This is a genomic window from Tepidanaerobacter acetatoxydans Re1 (assembly GCF_000328765.2).
Classification (GTDB): domain Bacteria; phylum Bacillota; class Thermosediminibacteria; order Thermosediminibacterales; family Tepidanaerobacteraceae; genus Tepidanaerobacter; species Tepidanaerobacter acetatoxydans.
Genome location: NC_019954.2, coordinates 2,428,635 through 2,452,735 on the forward strand (window position 1 = coordinate 2,428,635; position 24,101 = coordinate 2,452,735).

The window sequence follows — 24,101 nt, forward strand, 5'->3', positions numbered from 1 at the left end:
CATCACCACCTTACTCCATATCCTCTGGTATACCCTTTTTATAAGCCTCCACAATCTTTAATAAGTCGTTGTGGTCATCACCTAACTGAACTTCCACATTCTGTTTTACTGTAAACCCCACTTCATCTGCAACCGCCATAAATACTGGTCCCTGCTTCTCTCCTGGATGTTCCTTCTTCTTTAAGTAAAGTAGAGATGTCTTTGCACCTGCCCCTGATAATGCAAAAGTTTCCTGGGGAAGACTTATAACTGCTTTAAGTATCGCTTTTCCGCCTTCAAATTCACCTGTTACAGGGTTCTTTTTACCCATGATATATTCACGGACATATTTATCTCCTGAATTAGATAAAATTCCATCTGGTACAACTATCATAAGTAGTCCACCTGGTTTTAGCAGTTGAAGGTTTCTATCAATAAACAATACTGCTGGGTCTACGGAATTTACTTCTTTCCACTTACCTCTACTATCTGGTTTTGACCCTAAGGACAACCCATAAGGATTCATCCGATTTTGCCCATCTTCATCTATATCAGAAGAGTAATATTTAATAATTTCAACTCCTTCTGGATTTTCTACTGTTGTTCTACCTTTTTTAATTGTTTTTGAAACTCCAGTTTTTGAAAACGGAGGATTTGTAAGGATTGCATCAAAGGTTCCTGGTTCAAGTCTTGTATTCATTAAGGAATTTCTTGTTTGGAAAATTGGACACTTAGGCGCTCCGTGAAGTGCCATATTAATCCTTGCTTTGAGCACCATTCCCGGTGAATTATCCGCACCGATAAAACTATGTTCTTTAATTTCTTCAAAGAGTTCCTCATACTGCTTCTTATCTCCTGTCAATTTATTTAGAAGATAGCGCTCAGTTTTTTGAAGCATTTTTATTAAAAACCCTGCAGATCCACAGCACAAATCACCTATGCGCAGAGTAGGTATTCCTTCTGAATCCCTTTCTATTAATTTCGCAGCCCCATCTTTTGTAAGGTCGTGCAGTACCATTTCTGCCGCTGCTTCCGTTACTTGTCTTGGGGTAAGATAAATACCCATTCCACCTTTATTCTCAAACTTCCCTCGGAGCAGCACATCAAAGACTCTACCTAATACATCTCCTGTTAAATCCATTAAATTAGCAGGTCTCTCTACACCGTCAATTTTTATTGGCCCTAAATCTTGCAGAGCCTTTAAAACAGCAATATAGATATTAGGATTTTCAAGTTTTATATATTCATCTTGACTAAATATATTTGCCTTTTCTCCGTTATCTAAAGTAGCAACATAATCCGGATGGTCTTTTATCTCTTTAAATGCTTCCCTTATCTCTTGGACTGCTGCATCTTTATATTCCTCCACATATTCATATCTAAATATTTCATTTAATAATTTTCCTGCTACATTTCCTTTTGCAAGTCTATATTCAGGATGATGCAGTCTGAATGTCTCCATAAAAATAAGTTTACTGAACTCATCTATTACATCATTGGAGTTATTCACATGGTCTTTATTTGCATATATCATTTCATGAAGTCCATCGAACGTTTCCTGTAACTCTTGATATTTTCTTATTGACCATTTATCCCTATCAGTAAGTTGTCTTTTCCACGAATATACATTGCTTTCGTCTTCAAAAACAGGTGGAATTTCAGAAACAGCCTTTTCTTCTCCTACAAGCACATAAGCATTACTTGTACCATTTGTAATCCAAGCATATGTAGAAATAGGGTCTGTTACCATTGCTTCATAAGTTATAGCTACAACCAAGTCTGGTCTTAACTGCTCTTCATCTACTTTTTTTATATATACATATATATCTTTATGGCTGGCTACAAAGGTAGTCTCATCAATATCCTTTATAGTTTCATAGCCAAGTTCCTTTATTTTATCCTTTAACTCTTGCATAGTAAGTCCTCCCTAGTTTTTCGTTCTCATTAAAACAGCACCATTGGAATGTAATTTGTATTTCCCACTAGATTCCGCTATCCTTGATATTTCTTCTGCACTTATAGTAATATCATTTGGTACATACTCCATAATCTTTCTTATAGGTGCAACAGGTTTACCATCCATTACTTTATCCACTATGTCTAATATAATAGTATTTAGATTATTTCCTCCAGCGCTGTATAGGTTCCCAGTCTTTTTGATATTGCTATCCATCAAAAGAAATAGTTGTAATTGTGACATATTCCATTTAACCCCAGCCTCGTTTAGTATTTGATGTAATTCTTCAATAGGCTTAGGTGTTTTTAGTTGTTCATATATTGTTTCTACCAAAATACCCACCCCCAGTTAATGTTCCTTATCCCTTGGCGGACACGGGTCATTTCCATAACTATCTTTACTTCTTATTTTTGCATCTCTCCCTTGGATAATTAGTTCTGATTTTTTCCCATATACAACACCTCTTTAATTTTGGTTTCTTAACTTGGTTAAATAATTTAGCATTTTATCTGCTATTTGTTCCTCTAAACTACTTTCCAGTCTTGGTATTTTGATTTGTTCAAAATCTTTTCTCTGAATAAGTTTATATAGTGTTCCTTTAGTAAACATATTTATCTGATTTAAAATTACTGGCTGCTTAAACAAAAACAGAAGATAATAGGGACTAATATTTTTAGGAACCAAGTTATACAGTGCATCTGTTGTTACCATGCCATCAAACTCTTCTGTAATAAGCGCTGATACATGTCCCTTAGTCCCTGTGGCACTTCCCCCCTTAGCAGTAACTAATTCGCCATCCCTGACAATATATCTCATTCGATTACTTAGGTTACCATAAAAGTCCTCATGTGTTTCTTTTATTATTGATAAATTAGGGTCAATATCTGCCAATAAAAAATACTTAACTTTTTGGTTCTCACTTATATCAGGTTTATTTGCCCTTTTAATTTCTGCAACTTCAGCGATTCTCTGCCATTTCACATTTCCTGTATTTTTATGAATCAACCTATACAATTCAGTGTAAAAATTCGAATAATATTCAGGGTCTAATCTGTGGCTATCAAGATGTTTCATAACATAAAAACATTTTAAATATTCCTCTTCGCCTTTATAATCAAGTAATCTAGAAAATATAAGTTCTGCTGATTTATATAATTTTTCAGCACTTGAATACGGACTAATGTCATACCAGTTATCATCACCATATGTGTCAAAGTCCTCGGGAATTGATAGTTTTTCAATATCCTCTACAAAAATTTTATTTAAGATTCCTATTTTTATGGAGTTTAATAACATTTGGCCTATGCTGCTTTTTAGGAATTTATATAGTCTTATTCCTTCTCTCTTGTCTTTTAAAGTAATTTTAATAATATCTGATGTTATAACGCAGCCTTCCAAGATTCCATTTACATATATTATTTGTCCCGACTTACCTGAGGCTGTAACTAATATATCTCCATTATTTATAATGTCTTTCTCTCTTACTACTTCTGGTTGTACTATTTTAAGTTCATTAATATATATAACTTCATTTCTTATATCTCCAGGAGCAATGATTTTGTATCCATCTTTATCTGTATAATACTCTTTCCTAACTCGAATCCCGCTCGTGATTTCTTCACAAATATCCCTTAATACTATAAGGGGATGTCCTTTCAACAGCCTCTGTATTTCATATTGCTGCACTACATAATCATAAGAAATTCGCTTTCCATCCATTTTATCTGGGGTAATAAACATATAATCCAATCAACTCACCATCGTTCTATAACATAATTTCCCCTCTAATGTGCTTTCTTTATGAAAATAATATTACTACTTTTAGGAAAAGTCAATAGTTTTGTTTCCAATTTTTCTGAAATAACATCAATATACTGGAACCCTAAATAAAAAAACAGGAATATACATCCTGTTTTTTTAATAGTTTTATAGTCTTTTATCCAACATAATTACGTTATAATGAAACTTGATTATTAATCCTCGTCCTCATCCAAGCGTCCACAAATATATTCCCAAATTTCTTCAATGCTTGAAATTCTCGTCATTTCGGCCTCAAGCGTGCTTCTAAGCATTGCATCTATTCTATAAACACCTAATTCTCCACAAAACAAATAAATGTCATAATATCCTTGCCCTATAAAACTAATATCTGTTTCTTGCAATACCATTTCATATTCTGATAGTTCATCCTCATTGCCGAATTCTTTATCAAAATAATTAAGTTCTTTAACATATTTTTTTGCTTCTGCTATTAATTCTTCTTTTGTATTAGAGAAAATTCTAGCATATTCAATGTTATCGTCATAATGGTATTTTTGAATTTGCCCCATATACTGTTCATAATTATTTGCAAATTTATTATCGTTTGACAACTTATTTAAGTTTTTCTCATTCACATCATATAAATACCGTAATAAGTGAAACATGTCCCTGCAGATAGACCTACAATCAGCGGGTGGGAAAGTTGGGTAAATAATTCATATTTCACATTTATCTACTGATAAGTCTTAACGAACTAAAAATGTGCTTATTTTGTTCTACCTTGAATAATGAATGGTATGCCAAGCGCTAATAATCCTATAACAACCGAAACTAAAGATTTAAAAAATACCATATGCTTTATGCTCTCAACAAAATACTCCATTGGCGGAGCAAATAGTTTAATCCGAAGACTTGGCAAATAACGGAGCACAAAATATGTAGCGATAAACACAACAATAAATAAAATTAAATAATTTATCTTTTTCATTTTTCTTCCCCCCTCAAAATGTGGGTAAATCTTTATTTATACCTTGTAATACTAACCCATACTGCATACCTTCATTTTACACTATATAACTTATAAAGGCATCTACTTCCTTACACCTTCCGACTTTTTAGCCAATTCTCCTAATACCCTCTCAACCTCTTTTGCAACCTGTTTTCTATATCCATATAAATAATATAGCTTTATTTTCTTTTTGATAGGTGTGCAATCAAAATAAAGTTCTGTCAAAAAGCAAATATAGTTCTGTCACGCACTACCCGCTAACCCTTGATATCTCTACCTTTGTCTTTTTCTTCCTTTTTACCTCCTTTTTACTTTCTATTATTTTTTGCCTTTAAATGCCCCTTAATGCCCTCTGAAAAAGTAAATAAAGTTCTGTCATGAGAGCAAGATCAAGGTATATGAAAAAAGGGAAAAGGACTATTCTTATCATAATCCCTTTTCCCTCTTAAGTCTTTACTATCAATGTTTTTAGCCTGTTGCGATTGTCGCTAAATCCTTCTTAAAAATATTCTTATTCCTTGATTCTTGAGCCTTGTTGCTAATAAACATGATAAGACTTTATTTTCCGTCACAAAACTTTATTTTGGTTATACAGCTTTTATGCACCTCAAACAAACTTCTTTCCCTTTTAGAATAAAGTCCTTTCATAGACAGTCCTCAAACCCTTGAGAATACTGGTTTGTTATTCTCTTCCAGTTTTCTACTTAATTCCTCTACCCTTGAACCTGACTCATTAAAGTAGTTGCATTTTGGAATTTTAGGGGTAAAAAAAGAAAATAAAGTTGTTATAGGATTTAGGGTTAAGGAGAATTATGTCCATTTCTCCTGTCCATTTTCTTTTCCATTTAATCTCTCAATCCATTGATTTATCTGGATTTTAACCTTATCCCTTGTCCCTTTCTATCCTAAAAATCCTAACAAAAAAACCATAGTTCCAAGGCAATCCTTATACCTTTTCCCTATGGTCTCCTGAAAGAACTTTATTTACTCCTTCTCTAACATTTGAAAAATGAAAGGAGTTTATTTGATGGATACATAGATACAGGGAAAAGGCAAAAGGAATAAGTTTATAGTCATTCATATATTTTTTACCATCATATTTATATAAAACTGATTAAATTATATAATTCAGTTCTCCTGCCTGCACATCTGATGAATTTTTTGAAGTTATTTTAAACCTTATCTTAAAAGATTTATCGTATTTGACTAAAATAAATGATGGAAATGCTATATTTTCCTTAGGCTTTAATTCTGTAAACTCATATTCAAGAATCTTATAATCTTTATTATCATCGAAAACTCTAACATTCATCAATGCTTCTAAATATCTTTTATATTCATTATAATCATTTTTAATTTCATCATAATAATCTTTATTACTTAAGTACGGCATACTTATTTTTGGTATAGGAATATAAGAATCAGGATATTCCTCAACATTACTATCAGAATGATGTTTTAATATACAGTTTAATATACTAGTATCGCCAATAAAATAGTCTAAAACATCTATAATAGGTAATTTGAATTCATCAGGTGTTAACAAGTTTATGTCTTTAGGTAATTCTAATTTAACCCTAATTTTCTCATCATAGTATTCTCCAATATTTCTCAATGCCAGTGGTATTATATAATATTCACCTATATACTCTAACATTTCCATAATACCTGTCAATTCGTCCAAACCATATCTAAAATTTTGAAGTTTCTCATACTTTTCTATTTCATTCTGCTCTCCTTTAAACCTTGGTTTTGAATTAATAAATGGCCCAGTTAAATAGTATTTTTCTTTCTTCAGATTTCCTAAATAAAAAAATGTATCTTCAATGGTGATATCTAAATATTTTTTACTTTTATCCTTTATTTCCTCTTTTAATTCCTCATTATATTCACAATCACACCAATTATATAATAAATACGCATCCTGAATAGTTAAATTATATTTTTCAATATTTTTTACTGCGGTTTTATTTGATAACTGAATGCTGTTAATCTCATTAAAAAGACTTATTAGCCGTTTCTTTTTCTCAAGCACATATTTTGATTTAAATAAATAATCAACATCAACCTTTTGACCTTCAAAAATATCTTGAAAAGTACTTTCATAATAATAATTAACAATTAAACTGACACGTTTTCTCTTCCCTTTTTGTATTTGAGGATAGCAAAAATTTATCCACTCTAAAATTTGTTTCTCATAATCTTTTTTTGTAATAAAACTTGAATTAGTTGAAAATTTATTAAACTGATAGTTAATAGCGCCCACTATTAGTTCAAGAATTGGATAATCAACAGAATATCCATGTTGACTCAAAAAATAATTAAATTCACGCATTATATTTGATTCTAAACTATAAATATCATTATTCAACAAATCTATAGATAATTTTTCTTTTACAGCCTTTAATTCTGGGTCTAAATCATTTATTACTGATTTCGTTGTTTTGTCTACATTATTCCTTCTAATTTTATTTATGCTATTTATTATAGTTTTTGTATTATCTGAACATGTTCCAATCAAAATCAAAGAGTATTCATTAGCATTAGACATATCCCTTATTAACGATTTAAAATAATTAAATATCTCACCTTTAGTAAAATTGTTAATTGATGACTTTACTTGTATTGCTTTATAACTGCCATCTTCATATTCATAAGCAATATCTACTTTATCTTCTGAAGTTACAGGTTCCATTTGAACTTTTATCCAATTATCTTCTCTCATAGAATTCAAAACACACGCAATTGCTTGATATAGATAACCTCTTGCCCCTTCTGCGCCTCCCATTCCATTTCACTCCTGTTCATCAATATATCCTTATTTTTTCACCTGTAATGAGATATTCAGGTATCTTTATATCCTGATTTTCTGGATAATTAGTGAAAAATAATCTAATATTTCTTATTGCTTTATAGGTTTTTAGTATAATATCGTTTTGTTTCTTAAATAATGATTTATCATAATGATTAGAATATATTTTATGTGCTGGAACTTGCCTGATTTGTCTAATGGATTTTAAAGGGGTTATAATTAATTCATCAACATTTTCAATACTTTTTGAATTCTGGTTAAACCACTCAGGCATCATTTGTAGAGGCTTTCTTATATTTCCCTCTTCGTCTTTTCGTTCTACTGGTCTTATATGTTCAGTAGCAGTTATAAAAGTTTTATAATTAATGTTATCTACAATCATTTTTTCAAGTGTCAATATAAAACTATAATAGTTTTTAAGGGTTGGAAGAAATATTATCCTATAATCTTCTGGTTTCTCGAATGTATGTGGCTTATATAATTTATTGAAAAAACATGGAATTCCCATGTTCTCACACATTTTATTTATAACTATCATCTCATCGAGAATAGCATCATAAATCGACACTTCATCTATCCATTCCCCTAAAATTTGATTTCTATAAAAACCTTCATTAATTATATAATCATGCTGACATTCTATGTAAGTTAACTTCCATTTGAGTTGCGCCTTAAGTGAAAGACATGCTAAATCTCCTAGAAAAACCCCAACCACTCTTTCTTCGTATGGCTTTTCTTTATGATAACCTAATCCAAAATCATTTATATATTCATTTTCGAGGTTTTCGTAATAAAACTCTTCTGAGATTTCAATACTTCCACCATATTCATACCAAAATATTTTATATCTTGGGTCTTGAAAATATGGTTCTAATATTTCTATATCAAAAAATAATATCTTGAGTTGTTCCTGTCCATCTAAAAGCATCTTTGTAAAAGGCTTTTCACTACCTATACTTAATGATTTTAGATATTTTTCAGTAGGATATAAGACAACTGAGTCACCTTTATTAATAACTTCTTTTTTCTGGTCTTCTTTATCGATATTTAGTCTCAAGGCTTTTATATGAGGGTTTATTACAAATGCTGAAGATAACACCTCTACTTTATCTTCATCAATTAACTTACAAATCAAGTCATTATAGTTTTTATCAAAATTGTATAATGGAAATCCATTAAAATCCCCAGATTTCAAATAATAATCTGTAATTATCTTAAGAATCTCTTCCTTCACAAAATCCCTCCCATCTTTAAACCATCATGTCATTCATTATTTTTACATAAACTTCTATATTTTTAATTATAACACACTATTTGTATTGTCTAATTTTATTTAACACTCCCTGAAATTTGAAAGGGGTCACTTGTCAAAAAAGACTGCACACATTTATGTACAGTCTTAAAGTTGTTTATTGCTAAAGATGTAATTATATCCTTTCTCCCTTAATGTATCCCGTATTTCTTTAGAAATTACTTTCATATACCTTGGCTTAACTCCTGCTGTTTCTGCCAAATTCCATAATGTTATCTCCTTTCCCTGCCTTTCTAATTCTTCAATTGCCAATTTAATCTTTCTTATATGATATTCTTCTAGGCTTTCTAGTTCTGACTCTATATATGCCTTTGTCAGTGGAAGTTTCTCTTTCCTTTTAGAAAGCCATCCACTAATCCCTAATTTACTACCTATGGTTGTCCAAGTGATTCTTTTAGGCTTGCCTTCTTTCATTTCACTTACAACTTCTCTTACCAATGGTAGTAGTTCAGCATCTCTTTTATTCCAATCAACAGGATTAACTACTGTTTTTACCCTGCGATAGTTTTGTTTCAACCATTCACTATCATATTTTTTCAGCCAAGAATACAATCCATCGTTATTTCTTCTAATTTGGTTACTACTTCTATCAGGATATTGAACATGAAGTTCAATCCATTTTTTTCTATACTCTTCTCTTTTTACTTTAAATTCTTCGGTATCAGTATATTTCTTATAAATGTATTTTCCGCCACCATTGAATTTCCAAAATAATGGCTCTATACCTAACCTATCAATCGCTTTTCTAATAGTTTTCGTGGAAGACTTTAGTATATCTGCTATTTCCCGTATTGATAATCCTGACTATGAAAGTTCTATTAATCTCTGGTCCCACAGTTCTTGATAAGCATCAATATTACTTTCATTATCATCATTAAAGCCAAGTTTTGTATTAAATAATTCAACGACAGGTATTTCAAGAAATCTCGTTAATAGCAAGTACCTTATTGCGTAAGTTGTTCTATCATTTTTTCTTACCATATCAGATAGCCAGCCTCCGCTTTTATCAGGTAGAGAAGACTGAACAAGTTTCAGATATTCATAGTCATAAAATTCTATAAAATCTTCTTTTAATTTCTTCTGATGAATATAATTGTTCATCCTTGCATATCCTTTTTCAATTAATTTTACCCGGAATTGATTCTTAAACCAATCATGTTCTTTAAATCCAATTTGATTGTTTAAAAGTATTTCTGCATCTTCTGCCAGCCAAAGCATCTTTTCCATTAAATCGCTTGGAAAACTTATTTCTTTTTCTACTATACAATTCGCATGAGATGCACCAATAAATCTTTGTCTATTTCCTCCCCTTATAAGTTCCGTACTATTATAAAGGGGTATTTTATGTTTTGCACATACAAATACCCCTGTAATTTGATGGCTTCTATGCCAGTATGGTTCTCCAAATCTTTCTATATCCTCTTTAAAACACTCAGGACAAAATCGAAAGTACCGATTTAAAGTAACGGAACTCGTAACAAGGCCCAAACTCATGTAAGAAACAGCACCTTCACCATTTCTCATAGTTTTAATTATTTTGTTAGCACGTTCCTCTGGAATAAATGCTGCAAGAAAGGGAAATAAGGTATGTTTATAGACAAAATATTCTACTGTGTATTTTGAGTTTACAGGCATATTTTCAATTAATGCATCTAATTGTGTAGGCAATTCCATAGTTGCTATGCAATTCCTTGTCCCAAATAAATCTTCAAAATTATGTATTTCCTTTATATTCCCACTCCGCATACAATACCTTTTCAATAAGCAATTTAAGTTCCTGCGATTGATATTGGCTATTTGCCTTTATAATTATATCTCTGAATTGCCTGAGGGATTCTGGAGGGACAAGCGTTACACCATTATAATCTAATCCAGTACCTGGTTGGGTTGTAACCTGAAAATATGTCTTTATTGTCATTAATTCGTCATTAAACTTTATAATTAATTCTTTAATTAAATCGTCGCTGACAGAAATGCAATTATATTTTTCTGGTTCGTAAACACTATACCATTTGTTTTCTTCAAAAGAATCTATTATTCCAAAATCATGCTTCGCCAAACTATCACCCCCTGCAAATGTATATAAATGTACTTATGATTGATGTAACTAAATATCATATTGTAATTACCTACTCGACCCGTATCTTAACTTACTTCCAAGCCACCCATCCACACTTCTCCATTTTATATTTTGGGAAGAAAGCCATGTAACACTATTATCTTCTATCTCCCAATCCCCTACTTCAGCCCAATAATATAAGCCCTCTTTGTAAACCCATGTTGCATCAAATATCATATACCAGTAGTTAGGAGGAGTCGATACAATATTTATTTTATCAATACCCAAAAATATTATTTCTATTACAGAAGGCTCTTTTCCTTGCCTTTGAAATAATACTTTTGCATTTAACATTCCATCTCCAGAATCCATTCTTAAATCTTCGTCTACATAATAATCATTCCAAAGATGCATTTCCCTTAAAACTCCATCATGGAATCCTCCAAAAGTCTTTAGTAAATCATTTATATCATTTTCTGAATTAATCTCTTTCCAATCCATCTCATTATCCTCCGATTTTACTGCTATATTTACTTTCATAAAGGCTTTTCTTCCAATAGCCATGGCAGCATAACTTCAAATTCCAGTTGAAGTACTGGTTTTGGAAAGTTCTCTGGTACAAGGTCTAACTCATCAGTAAATATAAACTTCACATTGCCAATTCCTATAATATTCAAGTCATCCCACTTCTATAATTTATTTATGACTACATATTATATTAAGTAACCTTTAATTCACATTATTTTACTAATAAGCAATATCTAAAGCAATACGTATTAATTACTGATACAAGTTATGCTCATTTTCTTCTCTTACTAAACATCATCCCTATCGCATTACCAACTAATGCAATAGCCCCATATCCAAAGATATATACCCAGGCAGTTGAATTATAGAAAATTAGAATCGTTGGAATGAATAAAACCGCTACAACTATTGCATATGCCGAACAAAAAGAATTTTTTATCCCATAAACAAGTGAGCAAACAAAACAAATTAGAGGGACTACTACGAGCAACATCAGCATAGCCGACCCAGTATCTCTAATTAAAAATGGAAGCAGATAAAAGTCCAACATAATTACTGCTAAATACGGAATCATGTTTCTCAATTTTTTCATACGTTACCCCCAATAAAAAAATATAAATAATCTTTGTTTCAGATAATTCTATCAATCCATACCATATACCTTTATTTTACACCCTATAACCTATAAAAACATCTACTTCCTTTTTTCCCTTGTTCCTAACTATGTGTTCATCAAACAAACTCCTCTCCTTTTTCAAATAAAGTTCTCTCACCAACACCATTCAAACCCTTGATACTACTGACCTGTTACCTTATCCCTGATTTCCCATTTACACCCTTTTCTCTTTAATTTATCTTTTAAAGTCCTTGCATTTCCTGATTTTTTGGCCAAATATTGAAAATAAAGTACTTGTAGAATTGAGGAAATAATAGGATTTAGGAACTAGGGATAAGGGGAGATTTTGTCCATTTATTCTGCCATTCTCTCCTCCATCTTATCTTCTAATCCATTGATTTATCTGTCCTTGAGCCTTACTCCATATCCCTTAATCCTTACAAACCTCTAATAAAAAAAACATGGCCTACCCGAGATTCCTAATCCCTAATAAACCATGTTTCCTAATACTACTTTATTTACTTCCTAAAATGAATTTGCATAATGATAGGACTTTATTTGATGGAGACAATTCCCTGACATCTTAAATCTTCTGGCGGCCTTCTAGGGCTTTTGTCAGTGTTACTTCGTCGGCATATTCTAGGTCTCCGCCCATGGGAATTCCGTAAGCTATGCGGGTAACCTTTACGTCAAGGGGTTTGAGTAACTTGGCCAGGTACATGGCGGTAGCTTCGCCTTCCACATTGGGATTTGTAGCAAGGATGATTTCTTTTATTTCCGGTGTTATCCTTGCCAATAGTTCTTTAATCTTGATGTCGTCGGGGCCTATGCCTTCCAGGGGAGATATGGCTCCATGGAGCACATGGTAAAGACCTTTATAATCTCTGGTCTTTTCCATAGCTACTATGTCTTTAGGATCCTCCACTACCATAATTGTATTTTTATCCCGGTAGGGTGTTTGACATATACTGCACGGGTCCACATCAGTAAAATTTCCGCAAATCGAACAGTAGGTAATTAATTCTTTAGCTTGCAAAATAGCATCTGCAAGGCTTTCCACACGGTCTTTGGACATTTTTAGAATATAGAAGGCAAGGCGCTGGGCTGTTTTGGGGCCTATACCCGGCAGGCGGGAAAGTTCGCCGATTAGGCGATCCAGCGGCTCTGCATAATAAGCCATTTAATCCCCACCTAAAAAAGACCTGGCATATTTAGCCCGCCGGTAAGCTTGCCCATTTCTTCAGCCACCATATCTTCAGCTTTCTGCAGTGCTTCGTTGGTCGCTGCCATTACAAGGTCCTGCAGCATCTCTACATCGTCAGGATCCACGACTTCTGGGCTTATCTCGATGCTTACAATCTGTTTTTTTCCGCTGGCTACAACTTTAACCACCCCACCACCTGCAGTGGCTTCAACTGTTCTTTCCTGAAGCTCATCTTGAAGTTTTGCCATATCCTGCTGCATCTTTTGAACCTGTTTCATAAGTTTATTCATATTTCCCATATTTTTCAAAGCTTCTTCCTCCTTAATTTTTTTATTAATCTTTAAAGGTAACAATATCTTCACCAACAAACTCAATAACTCTTTTGCCATACTCTTCGCCGGAAATTTCTTCGCTTTCGGCTTTAGACTCATCTGCCATAGAATCGTTTTCCTCTAAAGCAGCGGATAATTCTTCAGATGCGCTAGGCTCAGGCAGTTCATTATCTTGCTCAACTATAAACCCTTTAACTGTCACATCTATATCTGTAATCTGTTTTATAATCTCTTCTATAGTATGCTTTTCAGTTAGAATTATTTCCTCATAAACAGCATCGCCGTCATTTATGAGATACAATTTATTCTTCTCGATTTTAGCAGGTCTTATCCCGCCTGCCTTGATAGATGAGTAAAGTGTCATTTTTCGTTTGGAACCTAAGCTTTCCAGCACATTCGGCCAAGCCTCTTGAAGTCTAAGCAAAATCTTCGAATCATCTGCCTTTTCTTTATCGCTTTCATCGATTTTAACAGATTCAACGGATTCGCTTTTATCCTTGGACTTTTTTATCTTCTGAGTTAAATCATGGCCATCGCTTACTAGGGTGTCTGTCGGTAAGGTATTTTTGGCAGATGCGGCATCATGTGATTTCGAAATAGATTGATTTGTGTTATCACAACCAATCTTTACCGCATTTTGTAATTGTTCCTCTAAAGCCGCCACTTGCCTCTCTAATTGCTGTATTCTTGCAATGTATCCTTCTTCTTTTTCCCAAAATGCCGGAAGTGTAAGTTTTACCAAGGCTGCTTCTAATATAATCCGAGGCTGTGAAGACCATTTTACATCATTTGCAGCATCTTTCAATACATTTATGATAGATAACAGCTTTTCTCTTGTATATCCTTTGGAAATCTCCTGGAGTTTTGCATAATCCTCATCGATAACATCAATAAGACTCCTGTCTGCGCCAATGGAAACCATGAGCAAATTCCTGAAATGTTCTAAAAGGTCATCCATAAATCTAAAAAGGTCTTTACCCTGTTTTGCTACTTCATCTACGACATTCAATAAGTCAGTGCCGTTGCCTTTTATGACCGCAGCAGAAACATCATAAAACACCTCATTGCTTACTGCTCCGAGCAGTATCAGTATATCCTCATAAGCAAGCTTTCCTTTGCCAAAAGCCATGGCTTTGTCAAGAAGGCTCAAGGCATCCCTGACCGACCCTTGTGAATGAGCTGCTATTTGTAGTAGTGCCTTATCATCTACATCAATTTCGGAATCTTGTGCAACTTTTTTTAACCGCTCAGCAATCTCAGATGTGGTAATTCGTTTGAAATCAAATCTCATACATCTTGACAGAATTGTCGGCGGAAGCTTGTCAGGTTCGGTGGTTGCAAGAATAAAAATTACATATTTAGGCGGTTCTTCAAGGGTTTTTAGGAGGGCATTAAAAGCTTCGGTAGTAAGCATGTGGACTTCATCAATAATGTATATTTTATATCGACCTTCTGAAGGAGCAAAATTTACTTTCTCCCTGAGATCTCGAATATCATCAATCCCTCGGTTTGATGCAGCATCCATTTCTATGACATCCATCATATTGCCGCTTGTTATCGCTTTACAGGATGCGCATGTATTGCACGGATTTTCAATTGGTCCCTTTTCACAATTAAGAGCTTTAGCAAAAACCCGGGCAGTGCTGGTTTTACCTGTTCCCCTCATGCCGCAGAAAAGATAGGCATGTGCAATTTTACCACTTTTTAATTGATTTTTCAAAGTTGTAACAATAGCTTTTTGGCCGACTATTTCATCAAAATTCTGCGGACGGTATTTTCTATAAAGGGCCACATAAGACATGAAAATCTCTCCTAAATACTTAAAATGAAAGTCATGCATTTATTTTAAAAGCCGCCGATAATATCGGCGGCTAAAATCTATATGCCGTGCACCCTCCGTCGATCCATCCCTCCGAGCGTTACAATGACAGTTAGCTCCGACCAGGCTCCCCTGCGGCACATGAAAGGGCTTCCTTACCGCTGCTTCCTCCCGGACCTGACGGGGTTCGAAAGTTTCCATTGCGCAGGACCCGGTCATCGTCACCACTTGTCAAAGCCAGACCTCACAGGGAAAAGACCTCTAGAGGGAATTCGACCCCACTGTAGCGGATTGTGGGTACAGGGCACCGCTGCCTCCCCATCTAGCACGGCAAACTTTTAAGCAATCTGTTACTCATTTATTTTACTATATTTAATACCTTAAAGCAAGCTGCAAATTTATACATTCAAAAAGGCTACAGGCCTGCTTCCTGTAACCCTTGTTTGTTTTCATATATGGCGGAGAGAGAGGGATTCGAACCCTCGAACCGCGTTTTAGCACGGTTACGCGATTTCCAGTCGCGCGCCTTCGACCAGCTCAGCCATCTCTCCACGTCTCGGATATCTGATATTAGACATCGGATTTGGAATTGCTGTCTACAATCAATACCAATTTTTTAATTAGTTTCACACTTATATCTTAGCTCTGGTTTGCGGCCTCTAGAATATATTAAATGGCGGAGAGAGTGAGATTCGAACTCACGGGACGGGGTAACCGCCCACTCGCTTTCGAGGCGAGCGCCTTCAACCTCTCGGCCATCTCTCCCTGTTTCAGAAGTCGGATGCCAGATGTTGCTCGATATAGAATTTTACTTTTATGTTTAAGCTTTTTTATTCATTCGTTTATCTTGAAAAAATTTTTTCAAGATATTGCCACACTCATCGGCCATTATCCCGGCTGCTATCTTTGGTCTATGATTAAATCTTTCATCAGCGGGAAGGTTCATCAGACTACCGCAAGCCCCACCCTTTGGGTCTTTTGCGCCAAACACCAATCGGTCAACTCTCGACAAAATGACGGCACCTGCACACATAGGACAAGGTTCTAGTGTTACATACAAAGTGCAGCCTTCCAGCCGCCAAGTACCTAATACTTCGCAGGCCTTTCTAATAGCCAAGAGTTCCGCATGAGCAGTTGCATCCTGCAATGTTTCTCTGAGATTATGGGCTCTGGCTATGACTTCGTCAGCCTTTACAATAACAGCGCCAATCGGCACTTCATCTATCTCCATAGCCCTTTTGGCTTCTTGGATGGCCTGCCTCATGAAAAAAAAATCATCCTTCTGATATTCGAGTGTAGGCATATTTTACTACAATCCTTATTTACATTTATCATTTTATGGTGCGCCCGGGAGGACTCGAACCCCCGGCACGCGGTTTAGGAAACCGCTGCTCTATCCTCCTGAGCTACGGGCGCAATTAAATGCGTTTAAATAATGGTGCGCCTGGCAGGAATCGAACCCACAGCCTTCTGATCCGTAGTCAGACGCTCTATCCAATTGAGCTACAGGCGCATGCAAATGGCGGAGAGAGAGGGATTCGAACCCTCGATACGGATTTTAGTCCGTATAATCGCTTAGCAGGCGACCGCCTTCGACCTACTCGGCCATCTCTCCTTTACAAAAGTCTGATATCAGATGTCATATAGCATATTATCCGTATGCTGCAGGATCATCTTTGTTTGACTTTTGTTTTTAGTTTTCAGTTATGGCGGAGGGGGTGGGATTCGAACCCACGGCTCTTTCGAGACACTGATTTTCAAGACCAGCTCCTTAAACCGCTCGGACACCCCTCCTGTCCGATGACTCTTTAAAAGTATAGCACAAAATTTATTCCCTTGTCAACACTATCAAAGACTTCTATTCTCTCACCATTATCAGCCATTTACCTTGTAAATCGCAAGTCTGGCCTACAGTATGAAATCCGTGCTTTTCATATATTTTGACGGCAGCTGTATTATCTGGTCTTGCTTCCAACTTTATACGCTTAATACCCAAGGATTCTATATAATCTATGCCTTTTGACAGCAGCTTTTGACCTATACCTTCGCCTTGATGCTCTGGGTGAACTGCTATGGATAAAAGCTGAGCCGAGGGTTTGGTTGTTAATTCAAATCGAAAATAAAGTAATTTATTTTTAACTATTTTATAGAGTGTGGGCAGTGTCAATCCGTATTCTCCCCGTATTACCGAAACTATGGCCTTTTTAAGAAAACCGGAAGTTATGGCTTGCATCCAAAGTCTTTTTATATCATCTGCCATGACTATATACCCACATACCTTATCACCCTCTACTGCTACGAAAAAACCTTGAGTAAAGACCTCATGCAGAAGGTGAAAAGCATCTTTCATAGCGTTTTTTATTTTTTCGCTCATCGGTGTGAAAAAGGTTATGCTTTCTTCAAAAGCCAAACAAAACAATTCTGCAACCTCATCAATATGCTGGTATTGGGCCAAGATAATCTTCATGAGAGTATTCCTCCGTTTCCATAAGTTCAGAAAGGAATATCATTTGGTCAATAGTTACAAACTCATAACCCTGAGCCCTCAGTTTGTCAATAATCTCAGGGAGGGCCTTTACAGTTGAGTATCTATTGCCGCCGCGATATTTTATGAGATCTCCGCTATCGTGCATTAGTATGATGGAACCGGGTTTTACATTATTTACTACATTTGACACTATCTCTTTAGGTGCAAGTTCCGCCCAATCTATGGCCGATAAATCCCACAGCACCAATGTATATCGCTTGTTTTTCAGCAATCTTCGAGCATAGCTTGAATAGACTCCTCTGGGCGGTCGAAACAAAGTCGGCCTGACTCCCGTTACTTTTTCTATTGCAGCTTCAGTTTTTTTAATTTCATAATCTGTTCCTTTGGCTGTAAGCGGTATAAGGCTTCTATGGGAATAAGTATGACTTCCGATAGTATGCCCTTCATTCACTATCCTCCGAGCAACTTCAGGATAATCTTCCACGTTCTTACCTATTAAGAAAAATGTAGCCTTGACATTTTTTTCGTTCAATATATCAAGAATTTCCGGAGTATAAATCGGATCAGGACCGTCATCAAAGGTCAGTGCCACATACTTAAAATGGTGCGGGCCATGTCGAATTATATCTTTTTGCATGCCAAAACCTTTATAAACATATTTATTAAAGAAAAAAATAATAATAAAGCTAAGTACACCTAATCCTATTAATGCATCATAAAGCACTTTCGAGCGCAATCTTTTTTCTAAAAATGGAGGCCAGAACTGAATTACAATACCGGCAAAGATAATTAAAGATATTATTACAAAACTGTCACTTGTAAATATTCTAAAAGCAGCAAAAGGAATTATCAAAGATGTAGCAAATACTGATTGTCCATAATCTTTGAGAAATCTATTTGCAGCAATAAAGGTCATTATTAACACAATCCCGAAGACCGGCGACATGTAAAGTATTATCCCAAGGGAAACTGCCTCGGTAGTATGTCCGCTAAATTTTAAAAACATCGATCTGCTCTGGCCTGCCAGAACACCAACCGATGCCATAAGGTAGGAAAGCCCCGAATTAAGATACATCCCTGCCGCCATAAGTGTCAAAAATCCCTTTGCAAGCTCAATACCGTATTTTCTATAATCATTAATCAACACCGGAATGCTGCCGATGATATATGCTAGGATTGCTATAATTATAAACTTGTACATGATATTCTCCTTTAACCCTTCCTCTGTTACAATAATACCACATTTATATAAAGCTTTAAACGATTTTATTGTTGGAAGATTATTGCACAAGTATTTTCAGTCTGTTAGGATATAGTTAGTCAAACAATGCTTGGCAGGTGATAATCATGGTAGTAGGAACATTGATAGTGAAATTGTCTTTGGGGGACATCTTTTCTTTGAAGGATAAAAGGCAGATAGTTAAAAGCGTAATTGAAAGGACAAAAAATCGATTTAATGTATCAATAGCCGAAGTGGACCAGCAAGATGTCAAGAGGTGTGCAGTAATCGGTATTGCCTGTGTATCAAACAGCAGTCAGTTTGTGGACAGGCAGTTAGACCTTGTTTTAGATTTTTTAGAGGCAGACGGGCGATTTGCCATTGAGGAGATTTGCAAAGAAATCCTATAAAAAATGAGCAGGTTTTTAATCTTCCCTGCTCATTTGGAATCCCGGTATAGCAAGTTTTTTTTCAATTATGTCAACGGCTTTAGCTATTACGGATAGCACGACTACATATATGGCCCCTACCCAAAATAATGTTTCCATGGGTTTAAATGTCTGTGTTATAATCATTTTTCCACGTGCCATAAGCTCCGGTACGGCAATCAGAAATGCAACTGATGTGTATTTGACCATATATATAAGTTCATTTGACCATGGCGGCAGTACAAGTCTTAGCGCCTGAGGCAGTATAATGTTTACAATGGTTTGGCTTTTTGTCATGCCCAATGCTTGAGCTGCCAGGCCTTGGCCTTCATCAATCGATAAAATCGCACCTCTAAAATATTCGGCTTGATATGCACTGCTGTTTATTCCCAATGCTATAATAGCCGCCGGCATTCTGTCAAGTAATATTCCAAAATCAGGCAAACCGTAGTATATTATAAACAGCTGGACAATCATGGGAGTGCCGCGAATAATCTCGATATACGCTGTTGCTAAAGTTTTAGCTAAACCTTTTCCATATGTCCTTGCAAGTGCCATGGGAAGACCTATGGCAAGGCCAAGCAATAGCGCACCGGCCGAAAGCTGCAAGGATACCAGAAGACCTTTATATAGTTCCGGCCAAATCTTGATAAAAAACTGTATCATTTCCATTATTTACCCATCAACTCCCGGTTCCTGGCATTTCACTATCACTGCCGTGAAGCCTGGCTATTTTGCTGATAAATTCGCGAGTTCTTTCTTTTTCGGGATTGTTGAATATTTTTTCCGGGCTTCCCATTTCCGCAATTACCCCATCTTCTAAAAACACTATGCGATCCGCTGCTTCCCGGGCAAATCCCATCTCATGGCTAACCACTACCATGGTCATACCTGCATCCGCCAATTTTTTCATTACTTCCAAAACCTCGCCTATCAGTTCAGGATCCAATGCCGATGTAGGTTCATCAAAAAGCATGATTTCAGGGTCCATGGCAAGTGCTCTGGCGATGGCAACTCGCTGTTTTTGTCCTCCCGAAAGTTCTGCCGGATAATTTTGGGCCTTATCAGCCATTCCGACCCTTTCCAATTCGCGCATTGCAAGCTCTAAAGCATCCTTTTTGTTCATTTTTTTTACCTTTATCGGGCCAATGGCGACGTTTTGTAAAGCTGTCAAATGATTGAAAAGGTTAAAGTCTTGAAATACCATGCCAATTCGCTGGCGAACTTTAGTCAGGTTTGATTTAGCCGACTCGATTTTATGTTCGCCCAAGTAAATCTCACCGGCATCAGGCTCTGTCAGCCGATTAATGCAGCGAAGGAGAGTACTTTTACCTGTCCCGCTGGGACCAATAATTACAACAACTTCACCTTCATTTACGGTAAGTGTTACACCTTTTAGCACTTCGGTATCTTTAAATTTTTTATGCAGATTATTAATACGTAAAATTGGTTCAGTCATTAAAAATTCACCTTTCAAGGCCAGGAATCCTTACTTTGGATTCAACTTTAGCCATACTCTTTGTAAATGCATATGTCATTATTAAATAGATTAACCCCGATACAATGTATGTCAACATGGGTTGAGCCGTACGTGCACTTACATATTCACTGCGGCGCATCAGTTCGGTGATACCCAGCACATACGCCATAGCAGAATCTTTTAGTACAATAGTTGCCTCATTGGCCCAGTAAGGAATTGCCCGTCGCAAAGATTGGGGGAGGATAACAGCAAAAATGCTTTGGTATTTGCTCATGCCCAATGCCAAAGCTGCCTCCATTTGTCCTTTGTTTATAGATTGAATAGCTCCTCTGAAAATCTCCAGCTGATATGCACTGGTATGCATCGCCAAAGCTAGAACTGCCGCCCAAAATGCCGGTATGTTTATGATTTCAGAACCTAAAAAGTAAAGCATAAACACAATTACAAGCAGCGGCAAGCTTCTTATAATGCGGCTATACACTACGGCAAAATTGTGGAGAAAACTGCCTCCATAAACTCTGCACAACGCCAAAAAAAGCCCGGCTATCGTACCCAGTACAAGGGCTATCACTGTTATTTCAAGGGTTATCCCTACCCCTTCAAGGAGGTAGGGAATGCTTCTTAAAACATCAAAAGCCTTATCACTTATTAAACCCATTTTGCCTCATCCCACAATACAAGTCTTTGCCCGAGGCCTTTTTTCATAGCCTCTTTGTAAAGGTAATCACCTATAATTATATCCAATGACCCCATGCCGCGAGAGCTGAACATAGTAATCTCATCTTTGTTTTCTCTGCCGGGTTTTGTACCGCATACTACTTTGCTTAAGGACCATATGTCCTTTTCATCCAGTGAACCTTTTTTAACTAACTGATTTATGATAGAAAGCTCATTCTCTTTCATTTGTTCCCAACTGTCAACTACAATCTTGTCTGACTTTTCAACAACTCCTGCTTCTACCTCATATGAGCTCATCTGTATAACCATAGCACCTGTTTTCACCCACTCAGATTTGACAAATGGCTTTTTACTGGTGGTCATGGTCGCTACTATATCTGCACCGCTTACGGCATTTTCCACATTATCTGACAAAATGATTTCTATTTCACCTTTAAACTCATCTGCAAGGTTTCGGGCTTTTTCCGTGTTCAAATCGCACAGTTTTATCTGTTTTAGGCTCGGGATAACTTCTTTTAACGCCATAATCATTGTTCTTCCTATTACTCCAGCCCCTACAAGTCCTGCAACCTTCGCATCATCAGGTGCAAGATATTTTGCAGCAACCCCTGCGGCAGCCGCTGTTCTCATGGCAGTAATGACCATACCGTCCATGATGGCTACTGGTTGAACCGTCACCGGATCACTTAAAATAATCATATCTATGCCCATAGGCAGATTACCCGTCTTAGCATTTGTCTTAGACTCGGCTGCCCACTTGATACCCGGTCTATTAACATCTCCGCCTATATAAACCGGCATTGAAAAAAAGTGGGATTGGGGCTCCTCTCCTATAGGAATACCAAATACGGTTTTGGGAGGATTTATAATTTGCTCATGGCCTTGAAGATAAAATACCTTTTCCACAAGCTCCAAAATCTTTTGCATGTCTAAAGCCCCTGCTGCTATTACATCTTCTTGTTTCATAAATAACAATTCAGTTTTCATTAACTTAAGCCTCCAATTATTGCTTAAACCACTTTTCTTCTAACTTTTCTACTGTTCCATCTGCCATCATGTCATCGATAATTTTATTTAACTTTTCCAGCATTTCATCAGACCCTTTTTTTAAAACGATTCCCGGGTCTTCATCTTTCTCTAGAACTGTTTCAACTGCAACTTCAAGACCTAATTCTTTTGCTTTCTCATAGGCAACAGGCAGGTCAATTACAAATGCAGCTAATCGCCCATTTTTCACATCTAATACACCGGCATTGGCATCTGTGTAGTATTTAACCTGGGATTCCTTCACTGCACCTTTTTCAATCTGGCTCTGTGCCCATGCGGCCATTGTAGTTCCGCTTTGAACGCCAAATTCATACTTTAGCACATCATTGAGCTCTTTGATTTCAGCTTTACCTTCCGGATTTACTAAAACACCATGTTTTGTCTTATAGTAAGGTTTGGTAAAATCTACCTCTTTTAATCTTTCCTCATTTGGGCTCATGCAGGAAATAATTGCATCAATCTTGCCCTGCTTTAAAGATGCAATCAGGCTTTCAAATTCCAGCGATTCAATTTTCACTTCCACTCCCAGTCGATTGCCGACTTCCTGAATAAGGTCCATATCAAAACCGGCAAAATTGCCCTTCTCATCTACAAATTCAAAGGGAGGATAGTCCGGAGATGTTCCTACAATCCATACCTTTTTTTCTTCCTTTGGCTGCTCACCTGAATTTGCTTTGTCTGGGTCCTGCTGTTCGGTTTTGCCGCAGCCTGTCATAGTGCCAAGTATTAAAGTTAAGCATAGCACACAAATTAATATTTTTGCTAATCTATTCATTTTCATCCTCCTAAGTCTAAATAACTGGCTATAATTATACACCCATATGTATAATTATTCAATACCTGGCTTTAATATGCGCAATTTTCTTATATTATTAAATTGGCCCTTCGCAGTGCCATGATAATATTTGTATTTCCACATTTCTATGAGGCGGATCAGGGTATACCTCTTCATCTATTTCTATATACAATTTTGCATTAACGTTTAGTACAACTTCTGCTTTTCTTACTTTACCAGTAGAGGTTATTAATATTGAATCACCGCCCTGTTTAGACGATATTTTGACTTTATATTGGCCTTCACCCATAGTATTCCAATTAGTGCCAGGTGTATAAGCGGGATTGTCTTTTAAAATCGAAAGTGCTTCTTGCACGCCTCCTTCTGCAAGATAGTATGCCATGGTGTAATCCCTGGCATAGCAACTCATCAAATACTCATTTGTGGACATGTTTAATACTGCGGCACCTAATGCAAATATAATAGCAGAAACAAAGAGAACTACTACCAAGGCATACCCTCTATTATCAATCACGTAAGACCTCTCCACATGGCGAAAAATGGCTGATTCCTCACACGAACCAGCCATTTGCCTTTA

General features: G+C 36.0%; 25 protein-coding genes, 6 tRNA genes, 1 other RNA gene and 1 pseudogene. 1 reads left to right on the forward strand and 32 read right to left on the reverse strand.

Translation table 11 applies throughout. From position 1 onward, the window contains the following. Positions 1–10: 10 nt before the first annotated feature. The 26 genes and pseudogenes from TEPIRE1_RS11565 to TEPIRE1_RS11675 all read right to left on the reverse strand — a co-directional run bounded on the left by TEPIRE1_RS11565 (position 11) and on the right by TEPIRE1_RS11675 (position 19,077). A complete protein-coding gene (locus tag TEPIRE1_RS11565; RefSeq protein ID WP_013779356.1) occupies positions 11–1,894 on the reverse strand; it encodes an HsdM family class I SAM-dependent methyltransferase in 1,884 nt (627 codons plus the stop codon). 12 nt (positions 1,895–1,906) lie between these two features. Further along, a complete protein-coding gene (locus tag TEPIRE1_RS11570; RefSeq protein WP_013779357.1) occupies positions 1,907–2,269 on the reverse strand; it encodes a hypothetical protein in 363 nt (120 codons plus the stop codon). A 15-nt stretch (positions 2,270–2,284) separates the two neighbouring features. Then, a pseudogene (locus TEPIRE1_RS14560) lies at positions 2,285–2,383 on the reverse strand (DUF2188 domain-containing protein); the annotation flags it as partial. 18 nt (positions 2,384–2,401) lie between these two features. Then, positions 2,402–3,676, reverse strand: a complete 1,275-nt coding sequence (locus tag TEPIRE1_RS11575; protein WP_013779358.1) for a restriction endonuclease subunit S domain-containing protein — start codon at positions 3,674–3,676, stop codon at positions 2,402–2,404. Between the two features lie 233 nt (positions 3,677–3,909). Continuing rightward, complete coding sequence (locus TEPIRE1_RS11580) at positions 3,910–4,362, reverse strand: hypothetical protein (protein WP_015295866.1); 453 nt, start codon at positions 4,360–4,362, stop codon at positions 3,910–3,912. Positions 4,363–4,463: 101 nt separating this feature from the next. Beyond that, positions 4,464–4,685, reverse strand: a complete 222-nt coding sequence (locus tag TEPIRE1_RS11585) for a hypothetical protein (protein ID WP_013779360.1) — start codon at positions 4,683–4,685, stop codon at positions 4,464–4,466. A 1,135-nt stretch (positions 4,686–5,820) separates the two neighbouring features. After that, entirely contained in the window at positions 5,821–7,494 is a 1,674-nt protein-coding gene (locus tag TEPIRE1_RS11590; protein WP_013779361.1) for a hypothetical protein, read from the reverse strand. Positions 7,495–7,513: 19 nt separating this feature from the next. Beyond that, on the reverse strand, positions 7,514–8,752 hold the full coding sequence (locus TEPIRE1_RS11595; protein ID WP_013779362.1) for a hypothetical protein: 1,239 nt from the start codon (positions 8,750–8,752) through the stop codon (positions 7,514–7,516). 165 nt (positions 8,753–8,917) lie between these two features. Then, positions 8,918–9,622 carry a TnsD family Tn7-like transposition protein gene (locus tag TEPIRE1_RS13940; protein ID WP_197537095.1) on the reverse strand — a complete coding sequence of 235 codons (705 nt, stop codon included), beginning with the start codon at positions 9,620–9,622 and terminating at the stop codon, positions 8,918–8,920. 12 nt (positions 9,623–9,634) lie between these two features. Further along, the gene (locus TEPIRE1_RS13945) at positions 9,635–10,576 is read right to left on the reverse strand and encodes a TnsD family Tn7-like transposition protein (protein WP_023211617.1); all 942 of its coding nucleotides are present in this window, start codon (positions 10,574–10,576) and stop codon (positions 9,635–9,637) included. Further along, positions 10,545–10,889 (reverse strand): hypothetical protein, encoded by a 345-nt coding sequence (locus TEPIRE1_RS11605; protein ID WP_013779363.1) that lies wholly within the window; start codon positions 10,887–10,889, stop codon positions 10,545–10,547. The genes TEPIRE1_RS13945 and TEPIRE1_RS11605 overlap by 32 nt, the downstream gene beginning before the upstream one ends. Before the next feature lie 66 nt (positions 10,890–10,955). After that, on the reverse strand, positions 10,956–11,390 hold the full coding sequence (locus TEPIRE1_RS11610) for a hypothetical protein (RefSeq protein ID WP_013779364.1): 435 nt from the start codon (positions 11,388–11,390) through the stop codon (positions 10,956–10,958). A gap of 298 nt (positions 11,391–11,688) precedes the next feature. Continuing rightward, positions 11,689–12,009 (reverse strand): hypothetical protein, encoded by a 321-nt coding sequence (locus tag TEPIRE1_RS11615; protein ID WP_013779365.1) that lies wholly within the window; start codon positions 12,007–12,009, stop codon positions 11,689–11,691. Positions 12,010–12,616: 607 nt separating this feature from the next. After that, on the reverse strand, positions 12,617–13,213 hold the full coding sequence (gene recR / locus TEPIRE1_RS11620) for a recombination mediator RecR (protein ID WP_013779366.1): 597 nt from the start codon (positions 13,211–13,213) through the stop codon (positions 12,617–12,619). Positions 13,214–13,224: 11 nt separating this feature from the next. Then, positions 13,225–13,536 (reverse strand): YbaB/EbfC family nucleoid-associated protein, encoded by a 312-nt coding sequence (locus tag TEPIRE1_RS11625; protein WP_041591596.1) that lies wholly within the window; start codon positions 13,534–13,536, stop codon positions 13,225–13,227. 34 nt (positions 13,537–13,570) lie between these two features. Then, entirely contained in the window at positions 13,571–15,370 is a 1,800-nt protein-coding gene (dnaX, locus tag TEPIRE1_RS11630) for a DNA polymerase III subunit gamma/tau (RefSeq protein ID WP_013779368.1), read from the reverse strand. Positions 15,371–15,454: 84 nt separating this feature from the next. Next, positions 15,455–15,719, reverse strand: an RNA gene (ffs, locus tag TEPIRE1_RS13550) — signal recognition particle sRNA large type. Positions 15,720–15,844: 125 nt separating this feature from the next. Beyond that, positions 15,845–15,939: transfer RNA gene (locus TEPIRE1_RS11635), tRNA-Ser, on the reverse strand. Positions 15,940–16,062: 123 nt separating this feature from the next. After that, a tRNA-Ser gene (locus TEPIRE1_RS11640) sits at positions 16,063–16,153 on the reverse strand. A 55-nt stretch (positions 16,154–16,208) separates the two neighbouring features. Beyond that, positions 16,209–16,691, reverse strand: a complete 483-nt coding sequence (gene tadA / locus TEPIRE1_RS11645) for a tRNA adenosine(34) deaminase TadA (RefSeq protein WP_013779369.1) — start codon at positions 16,689–16,691, stop codon at positions 16,209–16,211. A gap of 36 nt (positions 16,692–16,727) precedes the next feature. Further along, positions 16,728–16,804: transfer RNA gene (locus tag TEPIRE1_RS11650), tRNA-Arg, on the reverse strand. 20 nt (positions 16,805–16,824) lie between these two features. Next, positions 16,825–16,901: transfer RNA gene (locus TEPIRE1_RS11655), tRNA-Arg, on the reverse strand. A gap of 7 nt (positions 16,902–16,908) precedes the next feature. Next, a tRNA-Ser gene (locus TEPIRE1_RS11660) sits at positions 16,909–17,003 on the reverse strand. 92 nt (positions 17,004–17,095) lie between these two features. Next, positions 17,096–17,182: transfer RNA gene (locus TEPIRE1_RS11665), tRNA-Ser, on the reverse strand. A 64-nt stretch (positions 17,183–17,246) separates the two neighbouring features. Then, positions 17,247–17,855 (reverse strand): GNAT family N-acetyltransferase, encoded by a 609-nt coding sequence (locus tag TEPIRE1_RS11670; protein WP_013779370.1) that lies wholly within the window; start codon positions 17,853–17,855, stop codon positions 17,247–17,249. Then, positions 17,821–19,077, reverse strand: coding sequence for a glycerol-3-phosphate acyltransferase (locus TEPIRE1_RS11675; RefSeq protein ID WP_013779371.1), 1,257 nt, complete (start codon positions 19,075–19,077; stop codon positions 17,821–17,823). Before TEPIRE1_RS11675 ends, TEPIRE1_RS11670 begins: the two co-directional genes overlap by 35 nt. Positions 19,078–19,223: 146 nt before the next feature. On the opposite strand from TEPIRE1_RS11675, the gene TEPIRE1_RS11680 reads away from it, so the two are divergent. Beyond that, positions 19,224–19,505 carry a DUF503 domain-containing protein gene (locus tag TEPIRE1_RS11680; protein WP_013779372.1) on the forward strand — a complete coding sequence of 94 codons (282 nt, stop codon included), beginning with the start codon at positions 19,224–19,226 and terminating at the stop codon, positions 19,503–19,505. Between the two features lie 15 nt (positions 19,506–19,520). Here the strand turns inward: TEPIRE1_RS11680 and TEPIRE1_RS11685 are convergent, their stop codons facing one another. The 6 genes from TEPIRE1_RS11685 to TEPIRE1_RS11710 form a co-directional block, all read right to left on the reverse strand. Continuing rightward, entirely contained in the window at positions 19,521–20,195 is a 675-nt protein-coding gene (locus TEPIRE1_RS11685) for an amino acid ABC transporter permease (protein ID WP_013779373.1), read from the reverse strand. Positions 20,196–20,205: 10 nt separating this feature from the next. After that, positions 20,206–20,982 carry an amino acid ABC transporter ATP-binding protein gene (locus TEPIRE1_RS11690; RefSeq protein ID WP_015295886.1) on the reverse strand — a complete coding sequence of 259 codons (777 nt, stop codon included), beginning with the start codon at positions 20,980–20,982 and terminating at the stop codon, positions 20,206–20,208. Positions 20,983–20,989: 7 nt separating this feature from the next. Then, on the reverse strand, positions 20,990–21,661 hold the full coding sequence (locus TEPIRE1_RS11695; RefSeq protein ID WP_013779375.1) for an amino acid ABC transporter permease: 672 nt from the start codon (positions 21,659–21,661) through the stop codon (positions 20,990–20,992). Then, positions 21,652–22,668 carry an ornithine cyclodeaminase family protein gene (locus TEPIRE1_RS11700; protein ID WP_013779376.1) on the reverse strand — a complete coding sequence of 339 codons (1,017 nt, stop codon included), beginning with the start codon at positions 22,666–22,668 and terminating at the stop codon, positions 21,652–21,654. Before TEPIRE1_RS11700 ends, TEPIRE1_RS11695 begins: the two co-directional genes overlap by 10 nt. Positions 22,669–22,684: 16 nt before the next feature. Beyond that, on the reverse strand, positions 22,685–23,503 hold the full coding sequence (locus tag TEPIRE1_RS11705) for a transporter substrate-binding domain-containing protein (protein WP_013779377.1): 819 nt from the start codon (positions 23,501–23,503) through the stop codon (positions 22,685–22,687). 97 nt (positions 23,504–23,600) lie between these two features. Further along, entirely contained in the window at positions 23,601–24,038 is a 438-nt protein-coding gene (locus TEPIRE1_RS11710) for a hypothetical protein (protein WP_013779378.1), read from the reverse strand. Between the last annotated feature and the right edge of the window lie 63 nt (positions 24,039–24,101).

What these genes read in the sequence shown, in the direction of transcription:
- TEPIRE1_RS11565 (WP_013779356.1), bottom strand. Translation starts at nt 1,894, where the DNA reads ATGCAAGAGTTAAAGGATAAAATAAAGGAACTTGGCTATGAAACTATA.
- TEPIRE1_RS11575 (WP_013779358.1), bottom strand. Translation starts at nt 3,676, where the DNA reads ATGTTTATTACCCCAGATAAAATGGATGGAAAGCGAATTTCTTATGAT.
- TEPIRE1_RS11580 (WP_015295866.1), bottom strand. Translation starts at nt 4,362, where the DNA reads ATGTTTCACTTATTACGGTATTTATATGATGTGAATGAGAAAAACTTA.
- TEPIRE1_RS11585 (WP_013779360.1), bottom strand. Translation starts at nt 4,685, where the DNA reads ATGAAAAAGATAAATTATTTAATTTTATTTATTGTTGTGTTTATCGCT.
- TEPIRE1_RS11590 (WP_013779361.1), bottom strand. Translation starts at nt 7,494, where the DNA reads ATGGGAGGCGCAGAAGGGGCAAGAGGTTATCTATATCAAGCAATTGCG.
- TEPIRE1_RS13945 (WP_023211617.1), bottom strand. Translation starts at nt 10,576, where the DNA reads ATGCGGAGTGGGAATATAAAGGAAATACATAATTTTGAAGATTTATTT.
- TEPIRE1_RS11610 (WP_013779364.1), bottom strand. Translation starts at nt 11,390, where the DNA reads ATGGATTGGAAAGAGATTAATTCAGAAAATGATATAAATGATTTACTA.
- TEPIRE1_RS11615 (WP_013779365.1), bottom strand. Translation starts at nt 12,009, where the DNA reads ATGAAAAAATTGAGAAACATGATTCCGTATTTAGCAGTAATTATGTTG.
- recR (WP_013779366.1), bottom strand. Translation starts at nt 13,213, where the DNA reads ATGGCTTATTATGCAGAGCCGCTGGATCGCCTAATCGGCGAACTTTCC.
- TEPIRE1_RS11625 (WP_041591596.1), bottom strand. Translation starts at nt 13,536, where the DNA reads ATGGGAAATATGAATAAACTTATGAAACAGGTTCAAAAGATGCAGCAG.
- dnaX (WP_013779368.1), bottom strand. Translation starts at nt 15,370, where the DNA reads ATGTCTTATGTGGCCCTTTATAGAAAATACCGTCCGCAGAATTTTGAT.
- tadA (WP_013779369.1), bottom strand. Translation starts at nt 16,691, where the DNA reads ATGCCTACACTCGAATATCAGAAGGATGATTTTTTTTTCATGAGGCAG.
- TEPIRE1_RS11670 (WP_013779370.1), bottom strand. Translation starts at nt 17,855, where the DNA reads ATGAAGATTATCTTGGCCCAATACCAGCATATTGATGAGGTTGCAGAA.
- TEPIRE1_RS11675 (WP_013779371.1), bottom strand. Translation starts at nt 19,077, where the DNA reads ATGTACAAGTTTATAATTATAGCAATCCTAGCATATATCATCGGCAGC.
- TEPIRE1_RS11680 (WP_013779372.1), top strand. Translation starts at nt 19,224, where the DNA reads ATGGTAGTAGGAACATTGATAGTGAAATTGTCTTTGGGGGACATCTTT.
- TEPIRE1_RS11685 (WP_013779373.1), bottom strand. Translation starts at nt 20,195, where the DNA reads ATGGAAATGATACAGTTTTTTATCAAGATTTGGCCGGAACTATATAAA.
- TEPIRE1_RS11690 (WP_015295886.1), bottom strand. Translation starts at nt 20,982, where the DNA reads ATGACTGAACCAATTTTACGTATTAATAATCTGCATAAAAAATTTAAA.
- TEPIRE1_RS11695 (WP_013779375.1), bottom strand. Translation starts at nt 21,661, where the DNA reads ATGGGTTTAATAAGTGATAAGGCTTTTGATGTTTTAAGAAGCATTCCC.
- TEPIRE1_RS11700 (WP_013779376.1), bottom strand. Translation starts at nt 22,668, where the DNA reads ATGAAAACTGAATTGTTATTTATGAAACAAGAAGATGTAATAGCAGCA.
- TEPIRE1_RS11705 (WP_013779377.1), bottom strand. Translation starts at nt 23,503, where the DNA reads ATGAATAGATTAGCAAAAATATTAATTTGTGTGCTATGCTTAACTTTA.